Genomic DNA, 18,662 nt, shown 5'->3' with positions numbered 1-18,662 from the left:
CTCACAGCCCGCCCGGACAACGGAAATCGACCAGTTCGCGCAGGCGGAAGGGATTCTGCACACTGCTGGTGGTGACCTCGAAAACCGCCGAACGTCCATCCACCACGAACGTGGCCCGAAACTTCTCCGGCAGCGCGGTCGGCTCGATGTTTGCCTTGTCGAGCATGCGGAACAAGGCCCATGGCCCGTCGGTCGCGATACCCGAAGTACCGCTCAATCCGGGCGGCGTGATCTGCACGCGCACCTGCAGGCCACCCTTCGGTCCCGGCCATTGCACCGACTGGGGCACCAGCGGCCCGTGCGCGTAATTGACGAGCTGGCCATCGACGTCGAGCGTGAAACGGGTGATCGCCGGATCCATCTCGATCGGCTTGAAATCCATGCGCAACACCCCGCCGCCCCGGAAGAAGACGTCCCGGATCACCGCCGCACGCTGGAACTGGATCAGGTTGCCGGCCGCCCCGAGCGACTGCTCCTGCACCTTGCGGAAGGTCCAGTTGCGTCCCGATGTGTCGACATACTGCGCGAGATTCTGGGTGAAGAACGCGTCGAACTTTCCGCCCGGCCCGAACAGCGCGGCAAAATCGTCGCGGGTGACGTCGCGCGGGCTGCTGCGGACGAATGGATAGCGGCCGTTGGTGGCTTCGCTGCAGAATTTTCCGACCTGGCTTGCAACCGCCGTCGACAGTGATTCACGCAGTGAGCTCAGCGCCTGACCGGCTCCTGCGGCCGAGAGATCCTGCAGCATCGAGCGCACCGGCTCCGGCATGCGCGCACTTTCGGCCTTGACGCGGGCCGCAGCATCGGACGGCGGCGGTGCCACATTGTCACGCAGTGCAGTCTCCGTCGCCGACAGATTGACGTATACATCGTTGATGAGCTGTACCACGCCGGTGACCGGCGCGGCACCGCCGTTCTCGGTGACCAGTTGGCGCAGCGCCACGAAGCGATCGTCAACGATGTGCTCGATGCCGCCCGCTGCGGCAGCAGCAGGCGCCTCCGGTCTCGCACCGAAGATCGCCCGGCCGAGCTTGTCGCGTGCTTCGGCAATGCGCTCCTGGGCCTTGTCGACCACCGATTTGTCTTCACTGGCCACGATCAGGGTGGTCTCGCGCGAGATGGCCTTCATGAGCTTGGGCAAAGGCGAGTCGGTCGCCGACAGGACCCGGGCCACCTGGATGCTCTGCTGCAGATTCGGGGCGCGCTGGACCGCGATGTCGGCCATGAAGGCTTCCCAGATCCGCGCATAGTCGGTCAGGTACAGCCGGCGCACCTCGTCGGCAACCTCACGGGCCTTCCCGGCATCCGGGGTTGTCGCGGTGGTGCCGAGCACCCAGCTCTCCTCTTCCGCCAGCCGCGTCGAAACGCGCCCGACCTGAGGATCGAAGCCCTTGTGGTAGCCATCGAAGCTGTAAAGGCCGGGCACGCCGCGGCCCAGCGGCTGTCCGCTCTTGCGCACGAAGACCAGTGCTGCGGACGGGCCGACGACTTTCTCGATGCTGAATTCAGGGAACTCGCTACCCACGCCCTGCCGTTTGAGGCGGCTGTAGATCCGGTCGGGCAGCGAATAGCGCAGCAGCTGGTTGCGTACACTGGCGATCAGGGCGGTATCCGCCGGCAGCGGAGAGGCAACCGGGCCCTCCCTGAACAACTCGTCGAGGTATTCGGTCAGCTCGGTCCGCTGCGCACTGGTGGTTTCGCGCGGCAGATTAAGCTCCCAATCGAGGCTTATCCAGGCCTTGAGCGCTTCGGCGTCAAAGTGCTCAGGCTGGTGCAGCATGATGTAGCTCTTGAGCGCCTCGTAGGCGAACTCGAGATTGTTCGGATCGAAGCCACGCAACTGCTTCTCGACGCGGAAGGCAATGCGCGGCAGCAGAACGTCGCGCAGCAGGCCCCGGTACGCCTGACGCGCCGCGGCGTCGACCTTGTCGCCCTGGTATAGGCCAAAGCGCATCGACAGGGGTGCATCGCCAAGCGGACGCGACTCGGTGTTCGCCACTGTACGCACGGCGTCGATCACCGGGAGGATGCCGATCACGTCGTCCGAGGCGGCGACCCGCGCCTCGGCCACCATCGGCTGCACACGCTGCACTTGTGCGGAAACCTCGTCGATGTAGGCGTTGTTGTTCCGGTAGCTCAGCGCCCAGGCCAGGCCCAGACCGACGGTCAGGACGCCGATCGCCGCAAAGGCAGCAAGCCGTACCAGGCCGCGCTGCCGCTCCCACTTGAGATTGGTGCCGCCGAGACGTTGCTCGGCGAACACCACCTCGCGCAGCAGGCGGGTGATGAAGAAGCTCTTGCCGCTGCCGCCCTGCGGCGGGATCAGCCGACGCTCGAGACCGAAGGCCGCGCCCAGCGAGGACATCACGCGATCGATCGGGCTGCCCTCCTGGGTACCGCTGGTGAAATAGGCCCCCCTGAGCATCAAGGCGTGATCAAAGCTCGAGGGCGCGAAGACCTTGCCGAGGAAGGCGGTCAGCAGACGGTTGGCACTCGCAAGCTGCTGGTCGAAGGCCGCGATCGCCCCGCGCCGAACGAGGTCGCGCTCGTCGCGCAATCGCACCGGCAGCAGATCGAGCACCCGTTGGCGCAACCCGGCCAGCTCATCAGGAAGTCGCTCGAGCGCGGCGGCGGCGTCCGCCTGCGGCGCGAAGGTCGTGCCCCACACCTGGTCGCGCGCCTCCTTGCCGAAATCGGCAAAGAATTCGTCGAAACCTGCAATCAGATCGGCCTTGGTGACCAGCACATAGATCGGCAGGCGCACGTTGAGCTGCTTGTAGAGTTCCTGGATGCGGGTACGCAGCGCGGCCGCGTGACGCTCGGCCGCATCGACATCCTGCGACAGCAGATCACCCATGCTCACCGTGAGCAGCACGCCGTTCAGTGGCTGGCGCGGACGATGCCGCTTGAGCAGTCCGAGAAAGCCCGACCATGCCTCGCTGTCGCTGCCCTGGTCGGAATCCTGCGTGGTGTAGCGGCCGGCGGTGTCGATCAGTACTGCGTCGTCGGTAAACCACCAGTCGCAGTTGCGTGTCCCGCCGACACCCTTCAACTGGTGGACACCGAGCTTCTCGGCGAGCGGAAAATGCAGGCCGGAGTTGATCAGCGCCGTGGTCTTTCCGGACCCCGGCGCGCCGATGAACACATACCAGGGAAGCTCGTAGAGGTAGCGTGCCGAACCCACCGACAGGAGTCTCGCCAGCCCCCCCTGCTTCGCGCGCGCCGCGGCCTGACTCTCCTTGAGCACACGCAGGGCATCTTCGAAGCGCTTGCGCAGGACTTGAACCTCGTCCGACTGCGGTGCGGCCTTTTCGGCCGCGTCCTTCTCGATCAGTCCTTCGACAAGCTTCTCGTTCTTCTTGCGCGCCTTTAACTTGCGCCATACCAGACGCAACACGACAGCCGCCACGATCAGCCCGATCAGGACAAACCGCGCGAGTTCCGATTCGAGCGGCGCGACGCCTGCCACCGCGACCATCGGGCCGATGAACCAGATCAGCAAGGCCAGCGCAAGCAGGCCGAGGATGCCCAGCAGCACCGGATGAAACAGAAACTTGAAGACCGCTTTCATGTGTAGCCCTGTATCGATGACGGCGCCGCTGCGCTCAATTGCCCGCAGCCGGAAACACAATGATCTCGACACGGCGGTTCTTTGCCCGCCCTTCCGGCGTATCGTTGGATGCGACAGGCTCGCTCTCGGCCCGCCCCTCGGTTTCGATACGTTGCCCGCCAAGTTCCGGCGCCAGCGCAGCAGCCACCGAATCGGCACGCGCTTGCGACAGGTGCCAGTTGGACGGGAAGCGGGCGCTGCGGATCGGGCGATTGTCCGAATGGCCGCGCACCAGCACGTTGCCCTTGACCTTTGCGACCGCGGTGCCGATACGGACCATCAGGTCCTTGACCTTGGGCGACAGGGTTGCGCTCGCCGGCTCGAACAGGCCATCGCCCTGGATCTGCACGACGCTGCGGTCCGGCAGGTCTCGCACCGTCACCAGGCCCTCGCGGATCTCGGCAGCGAGAAAATGCTGGAGACGGTCCGGCACCTTGGCGGGCACTGCCGGTGCGGCGGGCGAGCTCACCGGCGCGACGGGCGTCGGGGGGGGCACCCTGAGCCCGAGGATCTGGGCGAAAGCCGGGTCGGAGTGGCGGTTGACCGCGTAGGAAGACGCGAGATAGAGCGTCGCCAGCAACAGCGCCGCGATCGCCGCGACGGCCCAGATCGGAACGGAATCCCGCAGTGGCCGGGCATTCGTGGCGAGCGTCTGCCAGTGCGGCGAGAGCTCGCGTGTCGGCTCGCCGCGCTCCTTGATGATCATCTGCGCGAGACGCTCGCGCACCGCATCGAGCTGTGCGCGGCCATTCTGCAAGACTCGATAGCGCCCCTCGAAACCCAGCGCAAGGATGATGTAGAAGAGCTCGAGCAGATTACGGTGAGTCGCCGGCTGCTCGGCCAGCTTGCCCAGCAGCTGAAAGAATTTCTCGCCACCCCATGCTTCGTTGTGAAACTGCACCAGCAGGCTGCGCTGGGCCCAGAGCTTCTCGCCCCAGGGCGTGTTCGCCGCAGTCTCGTCCAGAAAGGTGCACAGCGCATAACGCGCCCCGATGACATGCTCGTTGAGCACCCCGGCCTCGCGTGCCTTGGTCTCGAAGGCCTGCACCGCGCGCGCCAGCGTATCCCTCAGCGCGGCGGGATCGGGATGGTGAGCCTGGCGCAGATGGGGCACCAGCCCGAGAAGCGGATTGGCTGCAGCCACCAGTGGATTGAGCCCCGCCCCCCAGTCCAGTGCGGCAAGTTCGATCCGTGCGGATCCCGCGCCCGTCGACGGCGCTGGTGCGGGACGGGCGGCACGGGCCCCCGGATTCGGAATCACCAGCGTGCGGTCGCCCGGCGGGCTTGCGAAGGGATCGTCAGTCGTCATCGTTCGTTTCCGCCTGGCAGCAGGCTTCGGCCCGCCGTACAAGACTCCGCTGCATCATGCCCGGATGGCCCACAGCGCCACTTCCAGCCCGGGAAAATCTCCCGTCACGTACATCCCAAGACCACCGGAACCATCGAGCTGCTTCCACAGATCCCCGGTGCTGTCGAGCTCGAAATACGTGAAACCCGCGTGGAACGGAATCTGTCTCGGTGCCACCGGCAGCGGTCGCAGCGCGATACCCGGCAACTGCAGATTCACGAGTTCGCGGATCTTCTCCACCGGACCGAGCTTGGCCTGCGTCGGGAATCGCGTCCGCACCGCTTCGGCCGGCATCTCTGCGCCGACGGCGAGCACGAAGCCGGCCTGCTTCAGGAGGCCGCGATCGGGAATGACTCCGACATACCGCCCCTGCTTGTGATCCTGCAGCATGATCTGCACCGCATTCTGTTCGAGAATCGCCGACAGGCTGCGCCGGATATCCCGGAGCAGCGGACTGAAACTCTCCTGCAGCGCATCGTGGCGATAGGCCGGCAGCGATGGAGGCCGCCGATCCGTGGCAGTGAGGCTGGCGAGCTCGCCCATCAGGGTCAGCATCTGGCTGTAGAGTCGTTCGGGATGCAGCGGCCTGACCTGCTCGAGGTGGGCAAACACCGGCAGGTGCCGATTGACGCCAAGCAGAAACAGAAAATCCGCCATTTCCGCCACGCCGCCGTTTCCTGCCTGGGTCATGCGTCCGGCCAGCGCCTCGCCTCGCTGCGCCAGCAGCCCCAACACTTCGCGCAGCATCGACGACAACTGCGGCGACGCGTTGCAGTCCAGCACCGGCGGAATATAGCCACGGTCGACCAGCAGACTGCCATCAGGGCGACGCTCGGTAATCCGGATGACCCCGATCCTGACAAAGGCATCCGAAAAGGCATCAGCCAGACCCAGGCGCAGGAGCGGCACACCCACCTGAACGACCTCGGCCGCGCCACCGCTTCCCGCCGCATCGGGCAGCGAGACATCGCCCACCGCATAGCGGGCGAGCGGATCGTCGTCGCCGTCGATGCAGTATTCGGGCATCAGCGCACGCTGCAATGGCAGGCTCAGTACGACCAGCCCGTCCTTGGCGTCCGCCGGAAAATCGAAGGCCAGCGGCCCTTCGTGGGCAGCGGGAAAATCGAAAGGCGTGCCGTCGGGCAGGATTCCGCTGGCGGCGCGCAGCGACACCTTGCCGATGGCAAGTGCCGCATCATCCAGTTCGAGAGTCGAGAATCCCCAGGCATTGGCGCCGAGCTGCCTGCGCAGCAATTCTCCCCGCCACTCCGCGTGGCGATCCTGCTGCTGAAAATGCTGTGGACGCAGGAACAATCCCTCGGACCAGAGAACCTTGCTTGACCAGGACATGAACGGCTATTCCTCAGAGGCGCGACGTGCAGCGAGTCTAAACGGTTTGTTCCGTGTCATTTGGTACCTGTCTTGACCGCCGCCAGACGCGCCGCAACCGTGACCCGCGTTCCATCCAGGCTGACCGTCACTTCATTCGTCCGGTTGGCCACCACCGGCGCCGTTGCCCGCCACGCCGCCCGATCGACGTCCCTGAAAGCGGCCAGCACGGCGAGGACCTTGGCCCCTTCCGCGACACGCGGGTCGAGCGTGCGTGTCTCGCCCGGTTTGAGCACGATTTCGTCGTGAGCGACCACCGCGTCCCCGAGCACCTCCGTGTCCTTGTCGAACAAGGAAAAGAAGTCGGCCACATCGAATGCAGCGGCGTTCTTGAGGAAGTAAAGACGCACTACCACCGGGTTGGCCCGCTTGCGTGCATCGACATTGATCCTGTCCGTGGCAGCAAGACTGACCGTCACGACCGTCGGATCCGGCTTGGCCGGAACAACCGGGCTGGAGCAGGCCGAAAGCATGCCGAGCACAACGGCCGCAATGGCGAGAAGACGCGAGACGTTGGCGTGTCTGTTCAAAACCAGGCTCCTTGCCGCAATGCGATGTGGTGCCGATTGTTGCCGATGAGGCCCGGCCGGGCAACCGCTTTGCTGCAGCATTACTCGAATATCTCGGCTTATCGACTGCATCACACACCTCCTTGAGTCGATCCGTGCTAGTTTCTCGTCGGCAGCGCGTGACACACAATGCAAAACTTTTGCTATAACGAAGCAGCTCGCAGAGGCCGTTGAGTGCCGTCGTGAATGGCGCCACCGCAGCGCCCAAGTCATACAGGGACCGGAACAACCAAAGATGTCGCTCGAAATCGACCTCGACAAACACCTTGCCTCACTGAGCGAAGACCAGCCCTGCGGCCCCAACCTCGAATACGACGCCGACTTCCTGAGCCTCGAGGAAGCGGCCCGCCAGCAAGCCACCCAGGAGTTTGCCCATGGCGACTCCGGCGCCCGCGTCACGATCGAGGGCGAAGGGCCCAACTGGCCCGAGGTTCGACGCATCGCCGAGGGACTGCTCGAACGCACCCGCGATTTACGCGTGGCGATTTACTACACCCGGGCATTGCTGCGCACCGAGGGTTTCGCCGGCATCCACGCGGGCCTGCGGCTGATCGTCGGACTGCTCGAGACTCATTGGCCGCACGTTCACCCCGAACTCGATGCCGATGACAACGACGACCCGACGATGCGGGTCAACGCGCTCGCACCGCTGGTTTCCAGCGATGCCGTCATCAACGACCTACGTGCAAGCTGGCTGCTGAGGTCGCGGCAGTCCGGCGTACTGGGCGTACGTGACATCGAAGTGACTCAGGGTCGCCTCGCCGCACGTGACGGAGAGCAGACCTATACCGACACCCAGATCAACGGCATGCTGGCTGAAGCGATCGCGCAGGACCAGGGCCTGAGTGGCGCGATCGTCGAAAGCCTCGCCCTCGTGCGCCGCTTGTCGGCGTATCTGCTGGATCAGGTCGGCTCGGCTGCAAGCCTCGACTTCAAACCCTTGCAGGACGTGTTGCAGGCGGTGAACCAGGCGCTTGGCAATGTCGCGCCAGCGGCCGGCAGCGAGGCGGCCGCCCTGGCGGAGACGTCCTCAGACGCATCGACCGACGCTGCGCGGCCGGCAGCCCCCGGCGAGATTCGCTCCCGCCAGGACGTCACCGCGACGATCGAGCGCCTGGTCGCCTACCTCGAGCGCACCGAACCGACCAACCCTGCCCAGTGGCTGCTGCGGCGCGCGCATCGGGTCATGAACATGAACTTCCTTGAGGCGATCGTCGAACTCGCCCCGGATGGGCTCGATCAGGCGGAGCGCATGGTCGGCGGACAGCTCAATCCGGAACAGGACGAATAGTCCCTGTCCGCCGAAGAACCGAGACCGCATCCTTGTTAGAGCCCACAATCGAGAGCCCCTCAATCCGCCATCGACGGATTTCAACCTTTCCTGACGGAGACTAAGCATGGCGACCAGCAGCCAGAAGTTCATTGCGCGCAATCGCGCCCCCCGGGTGCAGATCGAATACGACGTCGAGCTCTATGGCGCCGAGAAAAAGGTACAACTGCCCTTCGTGATGGGTGTGCTCTCCGACCTCTCGGGAAAACCGGCGGAACCCCTTGCCCCGGTGGCGGATCGCAAGTTCCTCGAGATCGACGTGGACAACTTCGACAGCCGCATGAAATCGATGAAGCCACGGGCGGCCTTCCAGGTCCCCAACACGCTCACCGGCGAGGGCAACCTGAACGTGGAGCTGACCTTCGAGAGCATGGATGACTTTTCTCCGGCCGCGGTGGCGCGCAAGGTCGATTCGCTCAACAAGCTCCTCACCGCGCGCCAGCAACTCTCCAACCTGATCACCTACATGGACGGGAAGACCGGCGCCGAAGAGCTCATCGCCAAGGTGCTGCAGGATCCGGCGCTGCTGCAGACCCTCGCCGCCGCCCCCAAACCCGACGACACGCCGGCCGAGTGACGTCCGCAAACGACGTCCTTCCGCCCGCCGACACCACGCCCCATCCCACAGCCCATACTCGCAATCGAGGAGTTCAGCATGGCTGACGCCCAAGCACAGACCGAAAACCAGGCCGCAGGCCAGGCAATCGAAGGCAACGAACTCGAGTCGCTGCTTCGCCAGGAATTCAAACCCAAGACCGATGAAGCCCGCAGTGCAGTCGAAGACGCGGTGCGCACGCTGGCCGAACAGGCACTTGCCCAGACCACGCTGATCGGCTCGGACGTCGTCAAGTCCATCGAATCGATGATCGCCGCGCTCGATCAGAAGCTGACCGAACAGATCAACCAGATCATGCACCACGAGGATTTCCAGAAACTGGAAGGTGCCTGGCGCGGCTTGCACTACCTGGTGAACAACACCGAAACCGACGAGATGCTGAAGATCCGGGTCTTCAACATCAGCAAGGCCGAACTGGGCAAGACGCTCAAGCGCTACAAGGGCACCGCCTGGGATCAGAGCCCCTTGTTCAAGCGCGTCTATGAAGAGGAATACGGCCAGTTCGGCGGCGAACCCTATGGATGCCTGGTGGGCGACTACCATTTCGACCAGAGCCCGCCCGATGTCGAACTGCTCGGCGAAATGTCGAAGGTCTGCGCTGCTTCGCACTCCCCCTTCATTACCGGCGCCTCCCCCACCATCATGCAGATGGATTCCTGGCAGGAGCTCGCCAACCCGCGTGACCTGACCAAGATCTTCAGCACACCGGAATACGCTGCATGGCGCTCGCTGCGCGAATCGGACGACGCCAAGTATGTCGGCCTCGCCATGCCGCGCTTCCTGAGTCGCGTGCCTTACGGCGCGAAGACCAGCCCGGTGGAGGAGTTCGATTTCGAGGAAGACACCGGCGCGGCCGATCACGGCAAGTACACCTGGGCCAATGCGGCCTACGCAATGGCGGTCAACATCAACCGCTCCTTCAAGGAATACGGCTGGTGCTCGCGCATTCGCGGGATCGAGTCCGGCGGCGCAGTCGAGGGGCTGCCGGTCCATAGCTTCCCCACCGACGACGGCGGCGTGGACATGAAGTGCCCCACCGAGATCGCCATCTCGGACCGGCGCGAAGCCGAACTTGCCAAGAGCGGCTTCATGCCGCTGGTGCACAAGAAGAACTCCGACTTCGCGGCCTTCATCGGCGCCCAGTCGCTGCACAAGCCAGCCGAATACGACGACCCGGACGCCACTGCCAACGCGAATCTCGGCGCCCGCCTTCCCTACCTGTTCGCCACCTGCCGTTTTGCGCATTACCTGAAATGCATCGTCCGCGACAAGATCGGCTCCTTCAAGGAGCGTGACGACATGCAGCGCTGGCTGCAGGACTGGATCATGAACTACGTTGATGGCGACCCCTCACACTCGTCGGAAAGCACCAAGGCCCGCCGCCCGCTCGCGGCGGCCGAGGTCGTTGTCGATGAAGTCGAAGGCAACCCCGGTTACTACACCTCGAAGTTCTTCCTGCGTCCGCACTACCAGCTTGAAGGTCTGACGGTATCGCTGCGACTGGTTTCAAAGCTGCCTTCGGCCAAGGGCGGCTGAAGCGGTAAGGACCGGGCAGGAAACACTGCCCGGTTTCGCGGGACAAGCACGATCAAGCGGCCGATCGCGCGAACCCCGCAAAGCTGTGCCGCCGGACACCCCGGCCATCCGACCCAACTGAAACAACTAGGAGATATCCATGGCAGTCGACATGTTCATCAAGATTGGCGACATCAAGGGCGAAGCAAACGACAAGACGCACAAGGAATCGGTCGACGTGCTGGCCTGGAGCTGGGGCCTGAGCCAGTCCGGCACCACCCACATGGGCAGCGGCGGCGGTGCCGGCAAGGTCAATGTGCAGGACCTTTCCTTCACCAAGTACGTTGACGCATCGAGCCACGCGCTGATCATGGCGTGCTGCAAGGGCACCCACTACGATCAGGCACTGCTGACGGTACGCAAGGCCGGAGACAACCCGCTCGAATACATCAAGATCACGATGAAGGAGGTCATGGTCACCTCGCTGAGCACCGGTGGCAGCGGCGGCGAGGACCGTCTCACCGAGAACGTCACCCTCAACTTCGCCGAGGTCAAGTACGAATACACCAAGCAGGCGGTCAAGGGTGGCAAGGACACGACCATGACGGCCGAATGGAACATCGCCGAGAACACCGGCGAAATCAAGTAAGGCAGCTGGATTCGCTCCGCGCCGCGGCACAGGCGGCGCGGATCAGAGCGCTTCACGAGCACCCCGGGGAGACTGCATGGCCGGCGACATGTTCTTGAAAATCGAAGGTGCGCGGATGGGGCCCATCAAGGGAGAGGCCCAGGATCAGCTGCATCGGGAAGAGATCGACATCTACGGCTGGAACTGGGGCATGCAGGGCAATGCCAGCGCGACCGCGACCGCGGGGTCCCGCAGCGGCGGGGCAAGCCAGATCTCGGTCCGCGAACTCGTCGTCACGAAAGGTTTTGACCGTGCCAGCACCGCCCTGCTGGTGGCATTGCGTGCCAATGAACAACTCAAGAGCGTGGTCCTGACCGTGCGCAAGGCCGGCGGTGCGAAGGCGGTCGAATACCTTGTGATGACGATGGAAAACGCGCGCATCCGTTCGGTGGATCTGTCCGGAGCGGATGGCTCGGACACCGTCGTCGAACAGGTTGCCATTTCCTTCCAGAAAGTCGCCATCGAATATCGTGGCCAGGAAAGCTCGGGAGGCGGAAACGCCGTATCACGCTTCGAGACCGACATCAGCCCTCGCTGAACCACCCAACAGGAGCATGCGGGCATGTCCGTAACCGCAAAGAACGTAGCCGACGCCGAAGCGAGCCTGCGTGCAGGAGACCCCGAAGCTGCGCTGAGCCACCTGCAGGCAGCCATCCGTAGCCAGCCTGCCGATTCGAGGCTGCGCGTCTTCCTGTTTCAGTTGCTGTCCGTGCTCGGCCAGTGGGAACGCGCCCTCAATCAGCTCAACGTCGCCACCGAACTGGATGCCTCGACGCTGGCGATGGCACAGATGTACCGCGAGACCCTGCGCTGCGAGGCGCTGCGTACCGAGGTCTTCGCCGGCAAACGGGTCCCGCTGCTGTTCGGCGAACCCGAGCAATGGCTGGCATTGCTGCTCGAAAGCCTGCTGAGTTCGGGCCGCGGCGATACCGCGGCGGCCGTGCGGCTGCGCGAACAGGCCTTCGACCTTGCACCGCCGAGCAGCGGGCGCCTGGACGGCACACCGTTCGCCTGGCTGGCCGACGCGGACACCCGCCTGGGTCCGGTCTGCGAAGCGGTGATCAACGGCCGCTACTACTGGCTGCCATTTTCGCGGCTCGCCAGCATCGACATCGAGGCGCCTGCGGATCTGCGCGACTTCGTGTGGGCACCGGCACATTTCCTCTTTGCCAACGGCGGCGAGGCGGTGGGGGTGATTCCGACGCGATACAGCGGCTCCGAAACCGTGCCCGACGGCGCAATTCGGCTGGCGAGAAGGACGGAATGGATAGAACACGGGGGGGACTACCACGGCCTTGGCCAGCGGCTCCTCACCACGGACGAAGGCGAATTCCCGCTGCTGGACATCCGTCGCATCGAATTCGACCCCGCTGCCTCCACGGAAGAAGCCGATGGCTGAACTGCTGCCACTCGACCGCCTGCAGCCTGCACTGCTGGATCGACTGCAGGACGACGAGCCCGAACAGCGCGTCGAAGCGAAAGAGCGCCGCGTACTCACCCGCAGCCAGCTGCGCGAAGCGGTACTGCGCGACCTGACCTGGCTGCTCAACGCCATGCGCCCGCCGGCGAGCGACGGTCTGTCGGCCTGGCCGGAGGTCGAGCAGTCCGTGCTCAACTACGGCATGCCGTGCTTCTCCGGCGAGACGGCTTCGTCGCTCGACATCAACGATCTCGAACGCGCCATCCGCGATTCGCTGACCCGCTTCGAACCGCGCATCATTCCCGGCTCCCTGCAGATCACAGCCGAACAGGAAGAGAGCATTCTCGACTCCCACAACGTCATCGGGGTGCGTATCTCGGCGCTGATCTGGGCGCAGCCGGTGCCGCTGGAGCTCCTGCTGCGCACCGCCCTCGATCTGGAGAGCGGGCTTGTCGAGGTCCGCGATCTTGGTCGTTGAAGGGGGGTAGCGCATGGATCCGCGCCTGCTGCGCTACTACAACCTCGAGCTGCAACATCTGCGCGAAATGGGCGCCGAGTTCGCGCGGCAGTTTCCCAAGATCGCAGCCCGCCTCGGCATGGATGGCATCGAGGTGGCCGACCCCTACGTCGAGCGCCTGCTCGAAGGCACCGGATTTCTCGCGGCGCGGGTACAACTCAAGCTCGACGCGGAGTTTCCCCGCTTCACCCAGCGCCTGCTGGAAATGCTGCACCCCCACCACCTGGCCCCCACACCGGCCATGCTGGTCGCGCAGTTCCGTCCGATCCCCGGCGAGACCAACCTCGCCCGCGGCTTCACCCTGCCCCGCGGCGCTCCTTTTCGCAGCCCGCTTGGCAAGGGCGATACCGCCGCCTGCGAATTCCGGACGGCGCACGAGATCCGGCTCTGGCCGATCGAGCTGACCCAGGCCCGCTACTTCAGCTTTGCGGCCGACCTGCCACTGGCAAAGCTGCCGCTCACCGGCCGGGTTCGGGGCGGCGTGCGGATGACGCTGCGCTGCACCGGCGGCCTCAAGTTCAGCCAGCTGTCGCTCGACACCCTGCAATTCCACCTCGGCGGCGCACAGGAAGTCGCCTACCGCCTGTGCGAGCAGATCGGCGCCGCCTGCCTTGGCGCGGTGGTCCGACCGACCGGCGGCAAGGATGCCGCCTGGCAGCACTTCATCCCTGCCGAGCGGATCGGTCTTACTGGCTACGATGACGAGCAGGCGCTGCTGCCGACCCGGCACCGGAGCTTCGGCGGGTATCGGCTGGTGCAGGAGTATTTTTCTTTCCCCGAGCGCTTCCTGTTCTTCAACGTCGCCGGCCTCGCCCCGGCGCTGAGCCAGGCCGACGAGGAAATCGAACTGATCCTGCTCTTTGCCACGGGCGAGGCAATGCTCGAAAGCGTGGTGGACGAGACCAACTTCCTGCTCCACTGCGCACCGGCCATCAATCTTTTTTCCAAGCGCGCCGACCGCATCCACATCAGCGACGCCAACCACGAGTTTCACGTCGTCGCCGACCGTACCCAGCCAATGGACTACGAGATCTACGAGCTGACCGAAGTGATCGGGCACTTCCACGGCTCCCGCGAAGAGCAGCAGTTCCTGCCCTTCTATGCGGATTTCCATTCCGGCAACGGTGGCCGGCAAGCCTATTACAGCTGTCAGCGCGAGCCCCGGCTGCTTTCGGAGAAACAGCAACGCACCGGCCCACGCACCGGCTACGTCGGAAGCGAGGTATTCCTGTCGCTGGTCGACCCGAACGAAGCGCCCTATCGCGGCGACCTGCGCCAGCTATCGATCAAGGCGCTGTGCACCAACCGCGACCTCCCCATCCTGATGTCGCTGGGTGGCGGCAAGACCGATTTTTCGCTCGACATTGCTGCACCGGTGGAAGCGATTCGCTGCGTAAGGGGACCCTCGCGCCCCTACGGCATGCTTGGCGAAGGCTCGACGGCCTGGCGTCTGATCAGCCATCTGGCGCTGAACCACTTCTCGCTCGCGGACGCCAACACCGAAGAAGGCGCTGCGGCATTGCGCGAGATGCTGGCGCTGTATGCCTCCAGCGTTGACGCGGGCATGCGCCGGCAGGTCGAAGGCCTCAAATCAGTCCGTGCCAAGCCGGTCGTGGCCCGTCTCCCTTTCCCGGGCCCGATCTGCTTCGGTCGCGGCCTGGAAATCGAACTGGAGGTGGACGAAGCCGCGTTCGAAGGCGGTGGAGCCTTTGTTTTCGGCAGCGTGATGGAGCACTTCCTGGCCCGCCATGCCTCGCTGAACAGCTTTACCCAGACCAGCCTGCGCTCGCTGACGCGCGGACAGATCATGCGCTGGAGGCCGCGATGCGGGATGCGTCCGATCCTCTAGCATTGTTCGATGCCCTCGCCCGCAAACCGTACGCCTTCGATTTTCTGCAGGCGATGCGTCGCATCGAGTGCGCCTTTCCGGACAAGCCGCGCTGGGCCAGTGCGCGACGCCCTCAGGATGAGCCGGTGCGCCTCGCACAGGAAGCCTCGCTTGCCTTCGCCCCAACCAGCCTGTCCGGCTTCAAGCCGGCCCGCAACGGTGTGCCGCCGCGCCTAGAAGTACGTTTCTTCGGTCTGCTCGGGCCAAATGGGCCAATGCCGCTTCATCTCACTGAATACGCGCGGCACCGGATCCTGCACCAGGGCGACGAAACCTTCATCCGCTTCCTCGACCTCATCCATCATCGCTTCCTCGCCCTGTTCTACCGTGCCTGGGCGCAGGCACAGCCGACCGTCAGTCTCGACCGGCCACAGGACGACCGCTTCGCGACCTACGTCGGCTCGCTGGTCGGTATCGGTCAGAGCGCGCTGCAGCAGCGTGACCGCGTACCGGACAATGCAAAACGCTTTCATGCCGGCCTGCTGGCCCGGCAGGTGCGCAACGCCGAGGGCCTGCAGGTGGTGCTGGCTAACTATTTCGAACTCCCCGTAGAAGTCGAACAATATGCCGGGCACTGGATGCAGATCGGCGAGCAGGACCATTCCCGGCTCGGCACCGGCAGCAGGCTCGGTACGAGCGCGGTGCTCGGCCGCCGCGTGTGGGACCGGCAAAGCAAGTTCCGCCTGCACATCGGCTCGATGAACCTGGTGCGCTACGAATCCTTCCTGCCCGGCGGCAGGGCACTGCCGCAGCTCGTCGACTGGATACGCTTCTATACCAACGGCGAGCTTGCCTGGGATGTGCGCCTGCGCCTCAAGCGTGATGAAGTCCCGCCGCTCGGTCTCAAGGGCCGCAACAGGCTGGGCTGGACCTGCTGGCTCGGCAGACCCGCGGCCAGGCGCGAACGCGACGATCTGGTGCTCGATGCCGAGCGCCTGCTCGGCGCAAGCAGATTCAGTCGGAGCGGGAAGGAAGAAGACGCCTCCTGCGCATATCGCACCCACAACGGCGGCACGCGACCGCCCCACGAAGAGAGAGACGCATGACCGAAATCAGTCGGGTAGCCTCGTTCGGAAAACTCAACAGCCTTGCCTACAAGGCGCTCGAAGGTGCCACGGTGTTCTGCAAGCTGCGCGGCAACCCCTATGTCGAGCTCGAGCACTGGCTGCAGCAACTCCTCCAGACCGAAGACTCGGACCTGCACCGCATCGTCCGCCATTTCGAGCTCGACGATGCACGACTTGCCGCTGACATGACCAACGCGCTCGACCGCCTGCCGCGCGGTTCGACGTCTATCTCGGACATTTCGTCGAACCTCGATACCGCGATCGAACGCGGCTGGGTCTATGGCACCCTGATGTTCGGCGACCGCCAGGTACGGACCGGTTATCTGCTGGTCGGCATGCTCAAGACGGGCTCGCTGCGCAATGCACTGCTGGCCATCTCCCGCCAGTTCGAACGGGTGCGGGCCGACGTCCTGACCGATGAGTTCGCTGCCATCGTCGCCGGCTCGCCGGAAGAACTGCTCGGCGCCCGCGACGGCTCCGGGGCCGTCGGCCAGCCCGGCGAAGAAAGCGGCGCCATCGCGCCGGCCGCGATGGGCAAGCAGGAAGCGCTCAAGAAATTCACCGTCGATCTCACCGAACAGGCACGCGGTGGCAAGATGGACCCCATCGTCGGCCGCGACGACGAGATCCGCCAGGTGGTCGACATCCTGATGCGCCGCCGCCAGAACAATCCGATCCTGGTCGGCGAAGCCGGCGTCGGCAAGACCGCCGTGGTCGAAGGTTTTGCCCAGCGCATCGCCCGCGGCGACGTCCCGCCAAGCCTCAAGGATGTACAGCTGCTGACCCTCGACGTGGGCCTGCTGCAGGCCGGCGCCAGCATGAAAGGCGAATTCGAGCAGCGTCTGCGCTCGGTCATCGACGAGGTCCAGGCCAGCCCGAGGCCGATCATCCTGTTCGTCGATGAGACCCACACGCTGGTTGGCGCGGGCGGTGCGGCCGGCACCGGCGACGCCGCCAACCTGCTCAAGCCGGCGCTGGCCCGCGGCACCCTGCGCACCATCGGCGCCACCACCTTCGCCGAATACAAGAAACACATCGAAAAGGACCCGGCGCTCACCCGCCGCTTTCAGACCGTGCAGGTGGACGAGCCCGACGAACCGAAAGCCATCCTCATGATGCGCGGCGTCGCGAGCACCATGGAAGCGCACCACAAGGTGCAGATCCTCGACGAGGCGCTGGAAGCTGCCGTCCGCCTGAGCCACCGCTACATCCCCGCCCGCCAGCTCCCCGACAAGAGTGTCAGCCTGCTCGACACCGCCTGCGCACGCGTGGCCATCAGCCTGCACGCCACACCCGCCGAAGTCGACGACAGCCGCAAGCGTATCGAAGCACTCGAGACTGAACTGCGCATCATCGGCCGCGAGAAATCCATCGGCATCGACGTCGGCCAGCGCGAGAGCGACGCCGAGGCCATGCTGAGCGACGAGCGCCAGCGCCTTGCGGATCTCGAGGCGCGCTGGGAAGCTGAACGCACCCTGGTGGACGAGCTGCTCGCGCTGCGCGCCCGGCTGCGTGATGGCACCCAGCCCGTGGAGGGCACCGGCAGCAAGCTCGAGGCCGAAGCCGGGGCCGTTGCAAACGCCGAGGAAACGAGCGACGCCGATCGCGAGGCCGAGCGCAGCGCCCTGCTCGCACAGCTGACCGAGGTGCAAGGCAAACTCGCCGAACTGCAGGGCGAGAACCCGCTGATCCTGCCGACCGTCGACTACCAAGCGGTCGCGACGGTGGTGGGCGACTGGACCGGCATCCCGGTCGGTCGCATGGCGCGCAACGAGATCGAGACGATCCTCAAGGTTGCCGAGAGCCTCGCCAAACGCGTGATCGGGCAGGATCACGCGATGGAGATGATCGCCAAGCGAATCCAGACCAGCCGCGCGGGCCTGGACAACCCGAGCAAGCCGATCGGTGTGTTCATGCTGGCCGGCACCTCGGGTGTCGGCAAGACCGAGACTGCGCTGGCGCTGGCCGAGGCACTCTACGGCGGCGAGCAGAATCTCATCACCATCAACATGAGCGAATTCCAGGAGGCGCACACCGTCAGCACCCTCAAGGGCGCGCCGCCCGGATATGTCGGCTACGGCGAAGGCGGCGTGCTCACCGAGGCGGTACGCCGCAAGCCCTACAGCGTGGTGCTGCTCGACGAAGTCGAGAAGGCGCACCCGGACGTACACGAGATGTTCTTCCAGGTCTTCGACAAGGGCTTCATGGAGGACGGCGAAGGTCGCTTCATCGATTTCAAGAACACCCTGATCCTGCTCACGACAAACGCCGGCACGGATCTGATCGCCGGCCTGTGCAAGGATCCTGACCTGATGCCCGATCCCGAGGGCATGGCCAAGGCGCTGCGCGAACCGCTCCTCAAGATCTTCCCGCCCGCGCTGCTCGGACGGCTGGTGGCGATCCCCTACTATCCGCTGTCGGACGAGATGCTCGGCAAGATCGTCGTGCTGCAGCTCAACCGGATCAGGAAGCGTGTCGAGGCGCGCTACAAGATTCCGTTCGAATATGGTGACGACGTGGTCAAGCTGGTCGTCTCGCGTTGCACCGAGAGCGAGTCCGGCGGCAGGATGATCGACGCGATCCTGACCAACACCATGTTGCCGGACATCAGCCGCGAATTCCTCAACCGGATGATGGAAGGACGACCGATCGAGCGGGTTTCGGTCAGTACCGCCGACGGCGACTTCAAATACGGGTTCGCCTGA

At 64.8% G+C, this 18,662-nt stretch carries 14 protein-coding genes; 10 read left to right on the top strand and 4 right to left on the bottom strand.

The features are described 5' to 3' along the window. Position 1: 1 nt before the first annotated feature. From tssM to tssJ, 4 genes are read right to left on the bottom strand one after another with little or no spacing between them, the layout of a single operon-like run. Positions 2 to 3,571 (bottom strand): type VI secretion system membrane subunit TssM, encoded by a 3,570-nt coding sequence (gene tssM, locus GQB03_RS10195; RefSeq protein WP_159688369.1) that lies wholly within the window; start codon positions 3,569 to 3,571, stop codon positions 2 to 4. Between the two features lie 34 nt (positions 3,572 to 3,605). Next, complete coding sequence (locus tag GQB03_RS10190; protein ID WP_159688365.1) at positions 3,606 to 4,919, bottom strand: DotU family type VI secretion system protein; 1,314 nt, start codon at positions 4,917 to 4,919, stop codon at positions 3,606 to 3,608. Between the two features lie 54 nt (positions 4,920 to 4,973). Next, entirely contained in the window at positions 4,974 to 6,308 is a 1,335-nt protein-coding gene (tssK, locus tag GQB03_RS10185; RefSeq protein ID WP_159688361.1) for a type VI secretion system baseplate subunit TssK, read from the bottom strand. 56 nt (positions 6,309 to 6,364) lie between these two features. Further along, positions 6,365 to 6,877: a type VI secretion system lipoprotein TssJ gene (tssJ, locus tag GQB03_RS10180; protein ID WP_159688358.1), complete on the bottom strand. Its 513-nt coding sequence runs from the start codon at positions 6,875 to 6,877 to the stop codon at positions 6,365 to 6,367. A 274-nt stretch (positions 6,878 to 7,151) separates the two neighbouring features. Here tssJ and tssA point away from each other — a divergent pair, with 274 nt between their 5' ends. The 10 genes from tssA (at position 7,152) to tssH (ending at position 18,662) form a co-directional block, all read left to right on the top strand. After that, positions 7,152 to 8,207, top strand: coding sequence for a type VI secretion system protein TssA (tssA, locus tag GQB03_RS10175; RefSeq protein WP_159688354.1), 1,056 nt, complete (start codon positions 7,152 to 7,154; stop codon positions 8,205 to 8,207). Between the two features lie 106 nt (positions 8,208 to 8,313). Next, entirely contained in the window at positions 8,314 to 8,823 is a 510-nt protein-coding gene (gene tssB / locus GQB03_RS10170) for a type VI secretion system contractile sheath small subunit (RefSeq protein ID WP_159688351.1), read from the top strand. A 78-nt stretch (positions 8,824 to 8,901) separates the two neighbouring features. After that, positions 8,902 to 10,398: a type VI secretion system contractile sheath large subunit gene (gene tssC / locus GQB03_RS10165; RefSeq protein WP_159688347.1), complete on the top strand. Its 1,497-nt coding sequence runs from the start codon at positions 8,902 to 8,904 to the stop codon at positions 10,396 to 10,398. Positions 10,399 to 10,537: 139 nt separating this feature from the next. Further along, the gene (locus tag GQB03_RS10160) at positions 10,538 to 11,026 is read left to right on the top strand and encodes an Hcp family type VI secretion system effector (protein ID WP_159688344.1); all 489 of its coding nucleotides are present in this window, start codon (positions 10,538 to 10,540) and stop codon (positions 11,024 to 11,026) included. Positions 11,027 to 11,120: 94 nt separating this feature from the next. Further along, the gene (locus GQB03_RS10155) at positions 11,121 to 11,603 is read left to right on the top strand and encodes an Hcp family type VI secretion system effector (protein WP_159688341.1); all 483 of its coding nucleotides are present in this window, start codon (positions 11,121 to 11,123) and stop codon (positions 11,601 to 11,603) included. A gap of 24 nt (positions 11,604 to 11,627) precedes the next feature. Then, positions 11,628 to 12,464, top strand: a complete 837-nt coding sequence (locus GQB03_RS10150) for a type VI secretion system accessory protein TagJ (protein ID WP_159688338.1) — start codon at positions 11,628 to 11,630, stop codon at positions 12,462 to 12,464. Next, the gene (tssE, locus tag GQB03_RS10145) at positions 12,457 to 12,963 is read left to right on the top strand and encodes a type VI secretion system baseplate subunit TssE (protein WP_159688334.1); all 507 of its coding nucleotides are present in this window, start codon (positions 12,457 to 12,459) and stop codon (positions 12,961 to 12,963) included. Before GQB03_RS10150 ends, tssE begins: the two co-directional genes overlap by 8 nt. Positions 12,964 to 12,976: 13 nt before the next feature. Beyond that, the gene (tssF, locus tag GQB03_RS10140; RefSeq protein WP_159688331.1) at positions 12,977 to 14,851 is read left to right on the top strand and encodes a type VI secretion system baseplate subunit TssF; all 1,875 of its coding nucleotides are present in this window, start codon (positions 12,977 to 12,979) and stop codon (positions 14,849 to 14,851) included. Beyond that, complete coding sequence (tssG, locus tag GQB03_RS10135; protein ID WP_159688328.1) at positions 14,827 to 15,936, top strand: type VI secretion system baseplate subunit TssG; 1,110 nt, start codon at positions 14,827 to 14,829, stop codon at positions 15,934 to 15,936. Before tssF ends, tssG begins: the two co-directional genes overlap by 25 nt. Next, positions 15,933 to 18,662, top strand: a complete 2,730-nt coding sequence (gene tssH, locus GQB03_RS10130) for a type VI secretion system ATPase TssH (protein ID WP_159688325.1) — start codon at positions 15,933 to 15,935, stop codon at positions 18,660 to 18,662. The genes tssG and tssH overlap by 4 nt, the downstream gene beginning before the upstream one ends.

It is taken from the genome of Cognatazoarcus halotolerans, from assembly GCF_009800965.1.
GTDB classification, from domain to species: domain Bacteria; phylum Pseudomonadota; class Gammaproteobacteria; order Burkholderiales; family Rhodocyclaceae; genus Cognatazoarcus; species Cognatazoarcus halotolerans.
The sequence above is the reverse complement of the archived record's forward strand: the minus strand, read 5'-3'. Positions and strand labels throughout refer to the sequence as shown.